Annotated in this window: 15 protein-coding genes; 8 read left to right on the top strand and 7 right to left on the bottom strand. The window is 72.0% G+C overall.

Annotated elements, in window-relative coordinates; all coding sequences use genetic code 11:
- Positions 1-80: 80 nt before the first annotated feature.
- Genes ACIBO8_RS12520 through ACIBO8_RS12510 form a run of 3 tightly spaced genes read left to right on the top strand, consistent with a single transcriptional unit; the run spans position 81 to position 3,374 of the window.
- Positions 81-1,415, top strand: a complete 1,335-nt coding sequence (locus ACIBO8_RS12520; RefSeq protein ID WP_396115248.1) for a transcriptional regulator — start codon at positions 81-83, stop codon at positions 1,413-1,415.
- 37 nt (positions 1,416-1,452) lie between these two features.
- Positions 1,453-2,976 (top strand): aldehyde dehydrogenase, encoded by a 1,524-nt coding sequence (gene adh, locus ACIBO8_RS12515; RefSeq protein WP_396115247.1) that lies wholly within the window; start codon positions 1,453-1,455, stop codon positions 2,974-2,976.
- Complete coding sequence (locus ACIBO8_RS12510; RefSeq protein ID WP_396115246.1) at positions 2,976-3,374, top strand: DUF779 domain-containing protein; 399 nt, start codon at positions 2,976-2,978, stop codon at positions 3,372-3,374. The genes adh and ACIBO8_RS12510 overlap by 1 nt, the downstream gene beginning before the upstream one ends.
- Here ACIBO8_RS12510 and ACIBO8_RS12505 read toward each other — a convergent pair.
- Positions 3,316-4,062, bottom strand: a complete 747-nt coding sequence (locus ACIBO8_RS12505) for a class I SAM-dependent methyltransferase (protein ID WP_396115245.1) — start codon at positions 4,060-4,062, stop codon at positions 3,316-3,318. The genes ACIBO8_RS12510 and ACIBO8_RS12505 overlap by 59 nt on opposite strands.
- Before the next feature lie 118 nt (positions 4,063-4,180).
- Between ACIBO8_RS12505 and ACIBO8_RS12500 the strand changes: the two genes are divergently transcribed.
- Positions 4,181-5,053 (top strand): polysaccharide deacetylase family protein, encoded by an 873-nt coding sequence (locus ACIBO8_RS12500; protein WP_396115244.1) that lies wholly within the window; start codon positions 4,181-4,183, stop codon positions 5,051-5,053.
- 36 nt (positions 5,054-5,089) lie between these two features.
- Here ACIBO8_RS12500 and ACIBO8_RS12495 read toward each other — a convergent pair whose 3' ends face one another.
- Entirely contained in the window at positions 5,090-5,455 is a 366-nt protein-coding gene (locus tag ACIBO8_RS12495; protein ID WP_396115242.1) for a DUF3499 domain-containing protein, read from the bottom strand.
- Between the two features lie 186 nt (positions 5,456-5,641).
- Here ACIBO8_RS12495 and ACIBO8_RS12490 point away from each other — a divergent pair, with 186 nt between their 5' ends.
- Positions 5,642-6,127, top strand: coding sequence for a metallopeptidase family protein (locus tag ACIBO8_RS12490; RefSeq protein ID WP_396115241.1), 486 nt, complete (start codon positions 5,642-5,644; stop codon positions 6,125-6,127).
- 34 nt (positions 6,128-6,161) lie between these two features.
- Here the strand turns inward: ACIBO8_RS12490 and ACIBO8_RS12485 are convergent, their stop codons facing one another.
- The 3 genes from ACIBO8_RS12485 to ACIBO8_RS12475 form a co-directional block, all read right to left on the bottom strand.
- Positions 6,162-6,419: a WhiB family transcriptional regulator gene (locus ACIBO8_RS12485; RefSeq protein WP_189078882.1), complete on the bottom strand. Its 258-nt coding sequence runs from the start codon at positions 6,417-6,419 to the stop codon at positions 6,162-6,164.
- A 328-nt stretch (positions 6,420-6,747) separates the two neighbouring features.
- Positions 6,748-9,237, bottom strand: coding sequence for a bifunctional FO biosynthesis protein CofGH (locus ACIBO8_RS12480; RefSeq protein WP_396115633.1), 2,490 nt, complete (start codon positions 9,235-9,237; stop codon positions 6,748-6,750).
- A gap of 80 nt (positions 9,238-9,317) precedes the next feature.
- Complete coding sequence (locus ACIBO8_RS12475) at positions 9,318-10,370, bottom strand: hypothetical protein (RefSeq protein ID WP_396115240.1); 1,053 nt, start codon at positions 10,368-10,370, stop codon at positions 9,318-9,320.
- A 106-nt stretch (positions 10,371-10,476) separates the two neighbouring features.
- On the opposite strand from ACIBO8_RS12475, the gene cofD reads away from it, so the two are divergent.
- The 3 genes from cofD to ACIBO8_RS12460 are packed head-to-tail and all read left to right on the top strand — an operon-like array spanning position 10,477 to position 13,003.
- Positions 10,477-11,439, top strand: a complete 963-nt coding sequence (gene cofD / locus ACIBO8_RS12470) for a 2-phospho-L-lactate transferase (protein ID WP_396115239.1) — start codon at positions 10,477-10,479, stop codon at positions 11,437-11,439.
- The gene (locus tag ACIBO8_RS12465) at positions 11,439-12,455 is read left to right on the top strand and encodes a coenzyme F420-0:L-glutamate ligase (RefSeq protein WP_396115238.1); all 1,017 of its coding nucleotides are present in this window, start codon (positions 11,439-11,441) and stop codon (positions 12,453-12,455) included. The genes cofD and ACIBO8_RS12465 overlap by 1 nt, the downstream gene beginning before the upstream one ends.
- Positions 12,452-13,003 carry an NUDIX hydrolase gene (locus tag ACIBO8_RS12460; RefSeq protein ID WP_396115237.1) on the top strand — a complete coding sequence of 184 codons (552 nt, stop codon included), beginning with the start codon at positions 12,452-12,454 and terminating at the stop codon, positions 13,001-13,003. The genes ACIBO8_RS12465 and ACIBO8_RS12460 overlap by 4 nt, the downstream gene beginning before the upstream one ends.
- A gap of 13 nt (positions 13,004-13,016) precedes the next feature.
- Here ACIBO8_RS12460 and ACIBO8_RS12455 read toward each other — a convergent pair whose 3' ends face one another.
- Together ACIBO8_RS12455 and ACIBO8_RS12450 are read right to left on the bottom strand one after the other, a co-directional pair.
- A complete protein-coding gene (locus tag ACIBO8_RS12455; RefSeq protein ID WP_396115235.1) occupies positions 13,017-14,132 on the bottom strand; it encodes a mannose-1-phosphate guanylyltransferase in 1,116 nt (371 codons plus the stop codon).
- Positions 14,133-14,154: 22 nt separating this feature from the next.
- Positions 14,155-15,300, bottom strand: coding sequence for a glycosyltransferase family 4 protein (locus tag ACIBO8_RS12450; protein ID WP_396115233.1), 1,146 nt, complete (start codon positions 15,298-15,300; stop codon positions 14,155-14,157).
- Between the last annotated feature and the right edge of the window lie 52 nt (positions 15,301-15,352).

Here is a 15,352-nt window from a genome sequence, read left to right as displayed (position 1 = left end):
GAGCAGGGCCTGTGGATGACGGTCAGGTGTTGTCGGGAGGCGTGACGCGGGCCACGATGGGGAGGTCTGGAGGTGCGCCCATGTCCAACCCCTGGCTCGCCCTCGACCGTGGCGCCGATCCCGTGGAGCGGATCAGCCAGGTCGGCCGCGCCCACGAGTCGTTCGTGACCGGGCAGCGACGCGTCCACCAGGTGCGTTCCGTGGTCGTGGACTCCTGGCGGCGCTCGGCGGGCGCCCTCGTCAGCCCGGACGGCACGGCGCCCATCGAGCTGAGCGACGGCGCGCTGGAGGCGTACCGGGCGGCGCATCCGCTGGCCCGCGTGCTGCCGATCTTCCGGGATCTGCTGGGCGGCCTCGCCGACGACGGCGACCACCTCATGGCGGTCTGCGACGCGCACGGCCGCCTGCTCTGGGTGGAGGGCCACGCGTCGGCCCTGCGTGGGGCGGAGACCATGAACTTCGTGCCGGGTGCCCGCTGGGACGAGGCGCACGCCGGCACGAACGCGCCGGGAACCGCCCTGGCCGTGGACCACCCGCTGCAGATCTTCGCCACCGAGCACTTCACCCGCGGCGTGCAGCGCTGGACCTGCGCCGCGGCACCGATCCACGACCCGGCGACCGGCGCCCTGCTCGGCGCGATCGACGTGACCGGCGGTGACCACCTCGCCAACCCGCACAGCCTGGCACTGGTCCGGGCCACCGCGCTCGCCGCCGAGGCCTATCTGGGCACCCATCTGCCGCGGCCCGCGCCGGACACCACGACGGTGTCGGTGCTCGGGCGCGAAGACGCCGTGGTGGCGGTTCGCGGGCGCAAGCTGCGGCTCGGCCGCCGGCACTCGGAACTCCTCTGCCTGCTTCTGGTCCACCCCGACGGGCGTACCGGAGATCAATTGGGTTTCGATCTCTACGCCGACGATCAAAATCCGGTGACGGTACGAGCGGAGCTGTCGCGCCTGCGCCGCATCCTGGGACCGTCGCTGTTGGACTCCCGCCCCTACCGGTTGTGCGGCGAGGTCTCCGCCGACTTCCTCCACGTGACCCGGCTGCTGGACCGCGGCCTGGTCACGGACGCGCTGGCCGCCTACACCGGACCGCTGCTCCCGTCGTCGGACGCCCCCGGCGTGATCAGGCTCCGCCGCCTCATCGACTCCCGCCTCCGCACCGCGATCCTCACGGCCGGCGACCCGGGTCTGCTCCAGTCCTGGCTGAACACCGCCTGGGGAGCCGAGGACCTGGAGATGTGGGAGGTCTACGCGGCGGGTCTGGCACCGCGCTCCCCCGCCCGCCTCCTGGCCGAAAACCGGGTCTCCGCTCTGAGCGAGGACTACGGACTGCGCCCGTCGGGGGGCAATCCCCGCCGTGCCGGAGGCGCTGCCACAAATACTGCAACGTCTGTGCAACGTCTTCGTCAGTAGCGTCCGCGTATCCCCTCGGATACGGAGGTCGTGCGCCATGACTGTCTACTCCCCGCCCGGTTCCGACGGCGCGATCGTCGCCTACGAGTCCCGGTACGACCACTGGATCGGCGGCGAGTACGTGCCGCCCGTCAAGGGCCAGTACTTCGCCAACCCCTCCCCGGTGACCGGGCAGGACTTCTGTGAGATCGCCCGCGGCACCGCCGAGGACGTCGAGCGCGCCCTCGATGCGGCGCACGGCGCGGCGGATGCCTGGGGCCGTACGCCGGCCGCCGAGCGGGCGAACATCCTGAACAAGATCGCCGACCGGATGGAGGCGAACCTCGAGAAGCTCGCGGTCGCCGAGACGTGGGAGAACGGCAAGCCGGTCCGCGAGACCATGGCCGCCGACATCCCGCTGGCCATCGACCACTTCAGATACTTCGCCGGTGCATTGCGCGCCCAGGAGGGCACCCTCGGCGAGATCGACGACGACACCGTCGCCTACCACTTCCACGAGCCGCTCGGCGTGGTGGCGCAGATCATCCCGTGGAACTTCCCGATCCTGATGGCGACCTGGAAGCTCGCGCCCGCGCTGGCCGCCGGCAACGCCGTGGTGCTCAAGCCGGCCGAGCAGACGCCGGCCTCCATCCACTACTGGATGTCGCTCGTCGCCGACCTGCTGCCGCCGGGCGTCGTCAACATCGTCAACGGCTTCGGCGTCGAGGCCGGTAAGCCGCTCGCGTCCTCCAAGCGCGTCGCGAAGGTGGCGTTCACCGGCGAGACCACGACCGGCCGCCTGATCATGCAGTACGCCTCCGAGAACATCATCCCGGTCACCCTCGAGCTCGGCGGCAAGAGTCCCAACATCTTCTTCGAGGACGTCAGCCGCGCCGACGACGACTTCCTGGACAAGGCGCTCGAGGGCTTCGCGATGTTCGCGCTCAACCAGGGCGAGGTCTGCACCTGCCCGTCGCGGGCGCTGATCCAGCAGGGCCACTACTCGGACTTCCTGGCCGCCGGCGTGAAGCGGGTCGAGAACATCCGGCAGGGCAACCCGCTGGACACGGACACCATGGTCGGCGCCCAGGCGTCGAACGACCAGCTCGAGAAGATCCTGTCCTACCTGGACATCGGGCGGCAGGAGGGCGCGAAGGTGCTCACCGGTGGCGCCCGGGCAGACCTGGGCGGGGATCTGTCCGGTGGCTACTACGTGCAGCCGACCATCTTCGAGGGCTCAAACTCGATGCGGATCTTCCAGGAGGAGATCTTCGGGCCGGTCGTGTCGGTGACCTCCTTCACCGACTACGCGGATGCCGTCAAGGTTGCCAACGACACCCTGTACGGCCTCGGCGCCGGCGTCTGGACCCGGGACATGAACATGGCGTACCGGGCCGGCCGCGACATCAAGGCCGGTCGAGTGTGGACGAACTGCTACCACCTGTACCCGGCGCACGCGGCGTTCGGCGGTTACAAGCAGTCCGGCATCGGCCGCGAGAACCACAAGATGATGCTCGACCACTACCAGCAGACGAAGAACCTGCTGGTCAGCTACTCCCCCAAGGCCATGGGCTTCTTCTGATGGGTGCCCGAGTGGACGTGACCCCCGCGGCGGCGGAGCTCATCCGTTCGCTGCGGGGGCAGCACGGGCCGTTGATGTTCCACCAGTCCGGCGGCTGTTGCGACGGCAGCGCCCCCATGTGCTATCCCGACGGGGAGTTCCGCACCGGCTCCAGCGACGTCCTGCTGGAAGAGCTCCACATCGACGGCGTGGACGAACCGGTGTCGTTCTGGATGAGCACGTCGCAGTTCGACGCCTGGAAGCACACCCACCTCACGGTCGACGTGGTGCCGGGGCGTGGCAGCGGCTTCAGCCTGGAGGCACCGGAGGGGGTGCGCTTCCTCATCCGCAGCCGCGTGCTCACCCCTTCGGAGCTGGCCGTCCTGTCTTCCGCCCCACCGCGAAGCGGAAGTGGTTGACCAGCCGATAACTCCCATCCCTTCTCCGGTACGGGGTAGACGCGGCGAGTACCGCAGGGGCCGACGCCGGATCCTCACCAAGGAGAATGCCCCGGACGAGCGCGTCGTCGTCCGGGGCTTCCCACGGCACCTCGGCGAGGCCCTCCACCACGTCGGCGAGACCGCCGTCCGCCAGCAGTTCCCGTAGGCCGCCGGGCAGGCGCAGGTCGCCGTCGGGGCGCGACGGGCCGTCGTCCAGCGCGCGTTCCACCGCGTCGAGATCGTTGAGTGCGGCCTCCGCCCAGTTCGCCACCGCCACATGACCGCCGGGAACGGTCACCCGGACCATCTCGGCCAGGGCGTCGTCGGTGTCGTCGGCGAACTGCAGGGCGTTGAACGACGCCGCGAGGTCGAACGTGCCGTCGTCCCACGGCAGCTTCTCCGCTCCGCCCAGCCGTACGTCCGCTGACCGGCGACGGGCCAGCGCGACCATTCCCGGGGCCGGGTCGATCCCCGCGGTCGTCATGCCGTGCTCGCCGCAATAGCCGAGGAAGTCGCCGCTGCCGCAGCCCACGTCGAGCACCCGGGCGCCCGGTCCGGCGCCGCTCGCCGCCAGGACGGCACGCCAGGCGGGCTGCGCGAAGCCGCCCCAGAGTTCCGACCACCCGGCGGCCACTTCGGACCAGCGGTCCGGATCCGCTCCGTTCACGATCCCCTCACCTTCTCCCCGAAGCGTGCCACCTCCGCGCCGGGACGCCCCCGTCGCGGCGTCACGGGACCATAGTTCACCCCGTCCTGGTTCCCGTGTTGCGGACGGAGTTGTGGCGATGCGTACCCCCAAGCTTGTGGTGATCGGCCTGGCGCTGGCCGGGCTGGCCGGGCTCGCCGGCTGCGGCACGGCCGTCGCGGCCCAGAACGATCCCGCCTGGGTGGAGCCGGTCGCCGCCACGTCCTCGGCAGCGCCGAGACCGTCGGTCTCGCACCCTTCCCACCCGGCCAAGGCACCCTCCGCCTCCCCCTCCGCCGAGCCGGATGCTGCCGACGTGCCCGCCAGCTCCAAGCCGAAGCCGACCCAGAAGACCCAGCACCACGGCGGGCCGGCCAACAGCCTCATGAAGACCGGCCGGTCCGGGGTCGCCCTCACCTTCGACGACGGCCCGGACCCGGTGCAGACGCCCAAGATGCTGGACCTGTTGAAGCGGATGCACGTCAAGGCGACCTTCTGCCTCGTGGGCCAGAACGTGGCCGCCCACCCGGACCTCGTACGCCGCATCGCCGCCGAGGGCCACACGCTCTGCAACCACACCTGGCGGCACAGCCTCACCCTCGGCCGGCAGAGTCCGTCGGTGATCCGCGCGGACCTCCAGCGGACGAACGACGCCATCCGCGCCGCGGTGCCGGGTGCGGAGATCAGGTACATGCGGGCGCCGGGCGGGAACTTCACACCGACGTTCGTCGCGGCCGCCGACGACCTCGGCATGACCTCGATCTACTGGCAGGTGGATCCGCGCGACTGGGAGCACCCGTCCGGGGAGTCCGGGGCCGCCCACGAGGCGAAGGTCATCCGATCGGTGAAGCAGCACGTCAGCAAGGGTGCGATCGTGCTGTCCCACGACTACGGGCAGCCGGGGACCATCAGCGCGTACGAGACGCTGATCCCGTGGCTGAAGCAGCGCTACACGCTGATCGCCCTGCCCTGAGCGCGTCGCGGCCGGCGTGCTGCCGCTTGGGTCGCCTCAGTGGGACGGCGGGATGACGCGGAGGTGGCCGCGGCGGCCGGTCTGGTGGCCCGGCAGGTTGTCGTGCTCCTCCGGGCGCGGCGGCGGGGCCGGGCGGGCCGCCTCGCGGACGGCGTCGGCCAGCGCGACCAGGTCGTCGGTCGTGGGCGGCGGGGGCGCGAAGTCGCCGTCGTGCCGCACCAGCTCCCAGCCGCGGGGCGCGGTGAGGCTGCGGGCGTGGGGTTCGCAGAGGTCGTACGTGTGCGGCTCGGCGAACGCCGCCAGCGGGCCCACCACGGCCGTCGAATCGCTGTAGACGTAGGTCAGGGTGGCGACCGCCTGTCGGGGACAGCCGTTGCGGGAGCAGCGCCGTGCGGACCTCACGGCGGCACGTTATCTCTAAGCGCGCTCGCGCGGGGCGGATGCTGGCGCGACACGCCGACCCACAATGCATCACGATTTCGACATGGCGCACCGACACGCCGTCCCAATGGGGCGAATTCCCGGTGACGAAACGCGGCCGGCTCCGCCGTACCGCGTAGGACGCGCGGCGGGGGCTAGGCTGGTCGCGTGACCACCAGTCCCGACCGCCGCCGGGCCGGATCCGATCCCGGCCGGTCCGCGCGTACCCCCGGGCCGGGCCGTCCCGCCCGCCGCGACCGGCACGGCCGCGGGCTTCGCGGCCGGCTCGTCCCGGCGACCGTGCCGCTCGCCCGGACCAAGGCGGAGATCTTCGACGATCTCGTGCTGGACACGGTCGAGAGCCTGGAGCGCCGGTACGCGAAAGAGCTGGCCGGCGTGGAGTTCGCGGTCGAGGACGTGCCCCCGGAACTGAACGTCTACGACTCCGACGTGCTCGAGGACGGCGAGGTGCCACTGGCCCGCCTGCTGCCGGGCCGGCCCGGACGCCAGGAGCTGCCGCCGCGGATCGTGCTCTACCGGCGGCCGCTGGAATTCCGGGCGATGGACCGCGAGGACCTCGCCGACCTCGTCCACGATGTGATCATCGAACAGGTAGCCAACCTGCTCGGCGTGGATCCCGACGAACTCTCGTAGGACGGCCCCCCGGCGTCCGCACGAGAGCCGCCGCTCACGCCACCCGGCGCTTGAGCTTGCGTCGCTCCCGCTCGGAAAGACCGCCCCAGATGCCGAATCGCTCGTCGTGGCCGAGGGCGTACTCGAGGCATTCCGCCTTCACGTCGCAACGGCCGCAGATGCGCTTCGCCTCGCGGGTCGAGCCGCCCTTCTCCGGGAAGAATGCCTCTGGATCGGTCTGCGAGCACAGGGCCCGCTCCTGCCACTCGGGCGCGTCCCCGAGCAGGTCTACTCCTTCTACCTGCGTTTCCATCGGCGTGCCTCCTTCTCCGCGCCGGCAGCGATGCCAGCGCTGACCCCCCACGCACGCGGCGTGTTTCTTGCGGGAAAAACGCGGTTCGCGGCGCCTCTTTCCCACAACCCCACCCGAAATTACACGCGTGTAAGACGTGCGTCGTCAAGCCGAACCTGATAAATAGGCCCGTTATCCCGAGGCGCCGTCGCCACCTCACGGTCCCGTTCCAGCCCTATCTCTCAGAGCCGCCGAGAGGTAACGCACAGTCGGCGCGTCGCGTCCAAATTACCCCAATTTGTAACCTTGCGACCAGGGGGTCGGGGTACGGACGGAGATCGCTCCCGTCTCAGTGCCGGCCGTAGACCGTGGTCCGCTGCGCCGCCGGCCGCCCCGCAGCGGCGGCGAGCTCCTTCAGCTCCGCGACCGTCCGCGCCGAACCGTGCTCCGATCCCGCCATCCGCGAGATGGTCTCCTCCATCAACGTGCCGCCCAGGTCGTTGCACCCGCCGTTGAGCATCGCGATCGTGCCCTCGTCGCCGAGCTTCACCCAGGAGCACTGGATGTTGTCGATGCGCCCGTGCAGCAGGATGCGGGCCATGGCGTGCACGACCCGGTTCTCGCGCCAGGTCGGCCCGGGCCGCGCGATGCCCGCCAGATAGATCGGTGCGTTGGTGTGGATGAACGGCAGCGCGACGAATTCCGTGAAGCCGCCGGTCACGTCCTGCACTCCGGCCAGGACCCGGAAGTGGCCGAGCCATTGACGGGGATGGTCGACGTGGCCGTACATCATGGTCGAGCTCGAGCGGATGCCGACCTGGTGCGCCGTGGTCACCACGTCGATCCAGGTGGCCGCCGGCAGCTTGCCCTTGGTCAGCACCCAGCGCACATCGTCGTCGAGGATCTCCGCGGCGGTGCCCGGGATCGTGTCGAGGCCGGCGTCGCGCAGCTCGGTGAGCCAGTCGCGCACCGACACACCCGCCTTGGCGGCACCGGTGACGATCTCCATCGGGGAGTAGGCGTGGACGTGCATGCCCGGGACGCGCTGCTTCACCGCCCGCACCAGATCCGCGTACGCCGTGACGGGCATCTTGGGGTCGATGCCGCCCTGCATGCACACCTCGGTGGCACCGTCACGCCACGCCTCCTCGGCCCGGTCGGCGACCTGCTCGACCGACAGCCTGTACGCGTCCGCGTCACGTTCCCGCTGGGCGAAGGCGCAGAAGCGGCACCCCACGTAGCAGACGTTGGAGAAGTTGATGTTGCGGTTCACCACGTACGTGACGTCGTCACCGTTGACCTCCCGCCGCAGGTCGTCGGCGATGCGGGCGAGCTCGTCCAGCGCCGAGCCGTCCGCGTGGAACAGGGCCATGGCCTTGTCCTCGTGCTCCGGCAGCAGCAGCCGCGCGGGGTCCTCCGCGGCGAGCCGCAGCCCGGCCAGGACATCCGTCTCGATCCGCTCGGTGCTGTCCGCGGTGACGTGCGCGGCCACCTCCGACCAGTCGCCGTAGACCGAGTCGAAGTCGCCGCGGCGATCGCTGGTGCGGCCCTCGGTGTCGATCGTCGCGAACAGGTCGGTGCGGCCACCCGCGTACGCGTCGTCCGGCTCCTGCCACGGCAGACCCGCGGGCATCGCGTCCTCCCGGGCCAGGCCGGAGGGCTCGGCGAGCGCCGCGACGTGCGCGGCCAGGCGCGGGTCGAGCCAGCCCTCGCCGCGGCGGATGTACTCCGGATAGACGGTCAGGCGTTCGCGCAGCTCGAAGCCGGACCGCGCGGACATCTCCCGGAGCAGGTCGATCTGCGGCCACGGGCGCTCGGGGTTGACGTGGTCGGGCGTCACCGGGGACACGCCGCCCCAGTCGTCGATGCCGGCGCGCAGCAGGAGGTCGTACTCGCCCGCGATGAGGTTGGGCGGAGCCTGGACCCGGGCGCGCGGGCCCAGGATGATGCGGGTCACCGCCACGGTCGCGGCGAGCTCACGCAGTTCCGCGTCCGGCATGCCGCGCATCGCGGTGTCGGGCTTGGCGCGGAAGTTCTGGATGATGACTTCCTGGATGTGCCCGTACTCGCGGGCAGTGCGCCGCATCGCGAAGATGGCGTCGGCACGCTCGGCGCGCGTCTCACCGATGCCGATGAGAATGCCGGTGGTGAACGGCACGCCGACCCGGCCGGCGTCGTCGAGCACCCGCAGGCGCACGGCCGGCTCCTTGTCGGGCGAGCCGTAGTGCGGACCCCCCGGCTCCGACCACAACCGCGTCGCCGTGGTCTCCAGCATCATTCCCATGCTCGGCGCGACCGGCTTGAGCCGCTGCAGGTCGGCCCAGCTCAGCACGCCCGGGTTGAGGTGCGGCAGCAGGCCGGTCTCCTCCAGCACGGCGATCGCGCAGGCACGGACGTAGTCCAGGGTCGAGTCGTAGCCGCGCTCGTCGAGCCACTGCCGGGCCGCCGGCCAGCGATCCTCCGGCCGGTCGCCGAGCGTGAACAGCGCTTCCTTGCAGCCCTGCGCCGCGCCCTCCCGCGCGATCGCGAGGACCTCGTCGCGCTCGAGGAACGCCGCCGGCAGCCGGTGCGGCACGGTCGCGAAGGTGCAGTAGTGGCACCGGTCGCGGCACAGCCGGGTCAGCGGGATGAAGACCTTCTTCGAGTACGTGACGACGCCCGCCCGGCCGACCTCACGCAGCCCCACGTCCCGCACGCCACCGGCGATCGTCAACAGCTCGTCGAGGAGCGCACCCTCGGCCGCGAGCAGAGCGGCCGCCTCGTCGGTGTCGATCGCCTTGCCGTCGGCGGCCCGCTTCAGGGCGCGGCGGATGCTGGCTTCGGTCGGCGGAATGTCCACGGCTACCACCCGTGCAGCGTAGGCCGGAAAGAGGTCCACTGCCGCTGAGGCGACTCCGGAGGCGCAGTGGTCTGGAACACTCAGCCCCTCGGCGGTTCCTCACCGACGATCCGGGTGCGGTCCTCGTCATCTCCCCGTGCCGGCAGCGTCTGGGTCGGATCCGCGGGGCCGCCCGGGGACTGGTGCTGTCCCGGCGGGGCCGGCGGCGCCGATGGGACCGGCGGCGCGGAGTGCACGGGCGGGACCTGGTGCATGGGCGGTGGGGCGTAGGCCGGCTGGGCGCTGTGCGGGTTGCCGGGGGCCGGGACGAACGGGCCCGGCGGCATTCCAGGACCCGGCGTTCCCGGACCCGGCGTTCCCGGACCCGGCGTTCCCGGACCCGGCGTTCCCGGACCCGGCGTTCCCGGACCCGGCGCTCCCGGGCCCGTCATAGCGGGGCCCGGGTAAGCGGGTGGCGCCGAGGCAGGAGGCGCCTGCGGAGCGAACCCCTGCTGCACCGTCGGCTGCTGCGAAGTCGGCTGCCCCCAAGCGGGCTGCCCCCACGCCTGAGGCTGACCGGGCTGCGGCTGGCCGTACGGCGGTTGCTGTCCCCACGGCTGCTGCGGCTGGCCGTACACGCCGGGCTGCTGCTGGGGACGCGGCGTGTGGAACAGCGTGCGCCAGACCAGGTACACCGCGTACGCCGCGACCGCGAAGACCGCGAGCCAGGCCGCCCGCACCAGCAGCTCCTCGAAGGCGACCCGGATGCTGAACCCGGCGATCTTCACGATGCCGATGAGGAATCCGAAGACGACCCCGAAGAAACCGGCCACCGCGTACTCGACGAGAGCCACGACCGTGATCAGCCGCGCGTGGCGGTGCCGGGGCTCGACCAGCGTCGAGAGCAGCACCGCCGCCAGCGGCAGAAGGATGATCTCGACGTTGACGTAGCTGTAGAAGCTGTTCTGCACGCGGGTGAGGAAGTCCTGCCCCACCCCGGACGGTACGAGCCGGATGATCGCCACGAAGAGCCAGACGGCAGGCGCGGCGACGAGCGCGTACGCGGCGAGGTCCCGCAGCTGGCGGAGCACCGGCAGGATCGGCCGGGACGGCTGCTGCGGCGGCAGGGGCTGTGGCGGCGGTGTGCTGGTCACAGCGGCTCTCCTGATCTTGCGGGGGCGGGCGGTCGGCTCATGCTAGCCGCATCACACCCGTGCCCCGGGCGCCGCGGACCGGCGGGCCGTGCGCAAGGATGGTCGGATGCGGATCGTGGTCCTGACCGGGGGGATCGGCGGCGCCCGGTTCCTGATGGGCGTACGCGCACACGCGCGGCGCATCGGCGCCGACGTCACGGCGGTGGTGAACGTCGGCGACGACGTACGTATGCACGGCCTCCGGATCTGCCCCGACCTCGACAGCGTCATGTACACGCTGGGCGGCGCGGCCGACCCCGAGCGCGGCTGGGGGCGGGTGGGCGAGACCTGGGTCGTCAAGGAGGAGCTGGCGAAGTACGGTGCCGAGCCCAGCTGGTTCGGCCTCGGGGACAAGGACGTGGCCACCCATCTCGTACGGACCACCATGCTCAACGCCGGCTATCCGCTGTCCCAGGTGACCGCCGCGTTGTCCCAGCGGTGGCAGCCGGGCATCGAGCTGCTGCCCGCCACCGACGACCGGCTCGAGACTCACGTGGTGGCGGACGTCGAGGGTGAACGCAGGGCGATCCACTTCCAGGAGTGGTGGGTGCGCTACCGCGGCGACGTGCCCACGCACCGGTTCGTCTTCGTCGGGGCGGAGACGGCGAAGCCCGCCGCGGGGGTACTGGAGGCCGTGGCGGGGGCCGACGTGGTCCTCGTGGCGCCGTCCAACCCCGTGGTGTCGATCGCACCGATTCTCGCCGTACCGCAGCTCAGAGAGGCCGTGGTGGACGGCCCGGCGCCGGTCGTCGGGGTGTCGCCGATCATCGGCGGGGCGCCCGTGCGGGGCATGGCCGACCGCTGCCTGGCCACCCTCGGCGTCGAGGTCAGCGCGGCCGGTGTGGGCGGGATGTACGGCGCCCGCTCCGACGGCGGCCTGCTGGACGGCTGGCTGGTCGACACCACCGACGCGGGCGCCGAGATCGCGGGCGTGCGCACGAGGGCGGTGCCGCTGTGGATGAAGGACGAGGAGGCGACGTCCGCGATGGTCGCTGCCGCGTTGGAGCTGGCGGGAGGCGGTGGGGCGTGATGGACGGGCTGGAGATCCTGCCGGTGCGCGGCATCGGCGACGTGACGGCCGGGGACGACCTGGCGGAGCTGATCACCCGCAACGCGCCCTGGTTGCGCGACGGGGACGTGCTCGTGGTGACCAGCAAGATCGTGTCCAAGGCGGAGGGCCGGCTGGTCGAGGTGCCCGCCGACGGACCCGAACGCGAGGCCGCCCGGGCGCAGGCGCTCGCCGCGGAGACCCGCCGGGTGGTGGCCCGCCGCGGTCCGACCGCGATCGTGCAGACCCACCACGGCTTCGTGATGGCGGCGGCCGGCATCGACGCCTCCAATGTCGACAAGACCCACCTGGTGCTGCTGCCGCGGGCGCCGGACGAGTCGGCACGCCGGCTGCGGTCGGCTCTCGCCGCGCGCGGGCTGCACGTGGGCGTCATCGTCTCGGACACCATGGGCCGCACCTGGCGCAACGGGCTGACCGACGTGGCCCTGGGTGCGGCCGGGATCGAGCCGTTCCGCGACCACCGCGGCGAGATCGACCCGTACGGCAACGAGCTCAGCCTCACCCAGATGGCGGTGATCGACGAGCTCGCCGCCGCCGGTGAGCTGGTGAAGGGCAAGTGCGACCAGGTGCCGGTCGCGGTGGTGCGCGGATATCCGGGCGCGGGCGCCGCGGAGACCCCCGGCGCGGAGATCCTGCTGCGGGATGCTGCCAGCGACATGTTCTCCTTGGGTACGGCGGAAGCCCACGCGGAAGGACTGCGCAGGGCCGCGGCCCTCCGGGACGCCGCCACCGACCGGCCCGCGAGCGCCGAGGCGGTGCAGCGGGCGATCACGACCGCCGGCCTCGACGGCGCGGTGGCGGTGCCGTCGCCGCAGACGCTGCGCTGCACCGCCGGCGATCCGAGCCCGGCTGGGCTGATGCGCTTCGGCGCCGACGTGCAGCGGCTGCGGTCCGCGCTGGCGGCCGAGGGGCTGGCGTCCGCCGTCGCCTACGACGAGACCGGCGCGACGGTGGCCGTGTCCGAGGCGGCACAGTGATCCTCTTCGACGATGCGGTCCGCGTCCTGTCCGGGTGGCAACCCACGTCCGAGGCGGCCGCGGCCGCGCGGAAGCGCACGGTCCAGCTGCTCGGGGCGGGCCCGGTGGCGATGACTCGGGCGCACCGGCCGGGACACGTAACGGCGAGCGCGCTCATCGTGGACGAACGGCGGCGCGTGCTGCTGTGCCTGCACGGGCGGCTCGGCATGTGGATGCAGGTCGGCGGCCACTGCGAACCGGGCGACCTCACGCTGGCGGCGGCCGCGCTGCGCGAGGCGACCGAGGAGTCGGGCATCGCCGGGCTGCGCCTCGACCCCGATCCGATCGACGTGGACGTCCACGCGGTGCGCTGCGCCCCGGCCGACGGGCAGCCGGCCGAGGCCTCGTGGCATTACGACGTCCGCTTCCTCGCGGTGTGCCCGGCGGGAGCGGTGGAGCAGATCAGCGACGAGTCGGCGGATCTGGCGTGGTTCACCGCGGAGACGCTGCCGTCGCCGCTGGCGGACGGCGTGGTGCAGCAACTGGCGCCGGCATTCGCCCGGCTGTGAGCCGCGCGGCGGCTCAGATGTAGCTGTTCTCGCCCTTTTCCTTGAGCTCGTCGACGATCGACTTGACCTCCTGGGCCCGGTCCCGGGGACAGACCAGCACCGCGTCGGGCGTGTCGACCACGATGAGGTCGCGGACCCCGAGCGCCGCCACGAGCCGGCCGGAGTTGGGCACGACCACGAGGTTCTCGGTCTCGCGCAGGATCACGCCCGGCTTCGCGAGCGCCTCCTGGCCGACCACGACGTTGCCCGCCTGGTCCGCCGCGAGCACCTCGCCGAGGGTGTGGAAGTCGCCGACGTCGTTCCAGCCGAAGTCGCCGGGGACCGTGCCGACCCGGCCGACCGCCGCCGCGCCCTCCATCACCGCGTAGTCCACCGAGATCCGCGGGAGTGTCGGCCACACCTCGCCGATGACCTCCTCACGGGCCGGCGAGTCCCACGCCTGCGCGATGCGGGAGATACCGGCGTGCAGTTGGGGCTGCTGGCGAGCGAGCTCGGCGAGGAACACGTCGACGCGCCAGACGAACATGCCGGCGTTCCACAGGTAGTTGCCCGACTTCACGTAGCCCTCGGCCACCTCGTACGAGGGCTTCTCCTTGAACTCCTCGACCGCGAGGACCGCACCCTCGCCGACCGGGCCGCCGCACTGGACGTAGCCGTAGCCGGTCTCGGGGCGGGTGGGGGTGATGCCGAGCGTCATGAGCAGGCCCTTGCGGGCGCCGTCCATCGCGTCCCGCAGCACGCTGACGAAGCGTTCGCCGTCCGCGATGAGGTGGTCGGCCGCGAAGGAGCCCATGACGGCTTCCGGATCGTGCCGGGCGATCACGGCCGCGGCCAGGGCGATGGCCGCGCACGAGTCGCGCGGCGACGGCTCGACGAGGATGTTCTCTTCGGGTACGGCGGTGAGCTGGCGCGACACGGCCGCCGCGTGCGCCACGCCGGTCACGATGAACACCTGGGACGGGTCGGCGAGGGGCAGCAGCCGCTTCACGGTCGCCTGGAGCAGCGACGCCTCGGTGCCGGTCAGGGGGTGCAGAAACTTGGGGTGACCGGCGCGCGACAGCGGCCATAGACGCGTACCACTGCCACCTGCGGGAATGACGGCGTACAGCCCGCCCCGATTCTCACTCATGCGCACGCAGTGTAACGAACCATCAGGCCGCCACGCGGTTCCACGTCGCGATGTGCACCTCGGCGCTGGATGCCCAGGTGAACTCCTTGGCCCGGTCGAAGCCCGCCTTGGCGAGGGTGAGCCGGCGCGGTTCGTCGTGCAGCAGGTCGGCGAGGTCGGTGGCGATCCGGTCCGGGTCCTCGGTCGTGTACGCCACCGCGTCGCCGCCGACCTCGGGCAGGGACAGTCGCGGCGTGGTCAGCACCGGCGTGGCGCAGGCCATCGCCTCGAGGATCGGCAGGCCGAAGCCCTCGCCGAAGGACGGGTAGCACGCCACCAGCGCGCCGCCGAGGAAGCCGGGCAGGTCCGCGTAGCGCAGGTAGCCGGGGCGCAGCAGCCGCAGGTGCGACGGGACCTCGGCCACCGCCCGGTCGATGTCGTCGTCGTGCCCCTGGCCGCCGGCGATCACCAGCGCGGGAGGGCGCGGCCAGTCGGCGACCGCGCGGGCCCAGCCGCGGATCAGGTTGGGCACGTTCTTGCGCGGCTCCTTGGCGCCGAGGAAGGCGACGTAGCCCGAGTCGCCGAGGCCGAGCCGCGCCCGGACCCGCGCCTTCTCCTCATCGCTGGGCGCGTGGAAAGCGCCCTGGTCGACGCCGTGGTAGGCCACGTCGATGTGGGTCGGGTCGGCGTCGAGCAGCCGGATCAACTCGTCGCGGGTCGCCTTGCTGGGCACGATGACCCGCGCGGCCCGGCGCAGCGAGGTTTTGATGGCGCTGCGGAAGAACGTCCGCCGCGTGTTGTCGTAATGCTCCGGCTCGGTGAAGAAGGTCGCGTCGTGCACGGTGACCGTGACCGGGCAACCCGCCCGCAGCGGGCACGTGTAGAACGGCGAGTGCAGCACCTGGGCGCCGACCTGCTGAGCGAGCAGCGGCAGCCCGGTCTGCTCCCAGGCGAGCCGGGCGGGGCGGTGCGCGATGGCCGCGGGCCCGGCGATGACCTCGGCACCCGGAAGCATCCGGGAGTAACGCTCCGCATCCGAACGCTGCGCCACGACGGCGAGATCGACCCGGTCCGATCCGATCGCGCCGAGCGCACCGAGCAGGCCGTCGACGTATCTCCCCACCCCGCCTCGATCGGCGGGGACGCTGGTGGCGTCGACGAGAACTCGGGGCTTGCGACCGGCGGTCACGTGGCAACTCCTCACATCTGTGGGCCAGACCACTGGCAAGGGTACGCCGCTC

Source organism: Actinoplanes sp. NPDC049681, from assembly GCF_044465265.1.
Lineage (GTDB): Bacteria > Actinomycetota > Actinomycetes > Mycobacteriales > Micromonosporaceae > Actinoplanes.
The sequence above is the reverse complement of the archived record's forward strand: the minus strand, read 5'-3'. Positions and strand labels throughout refer to the sequence as shown.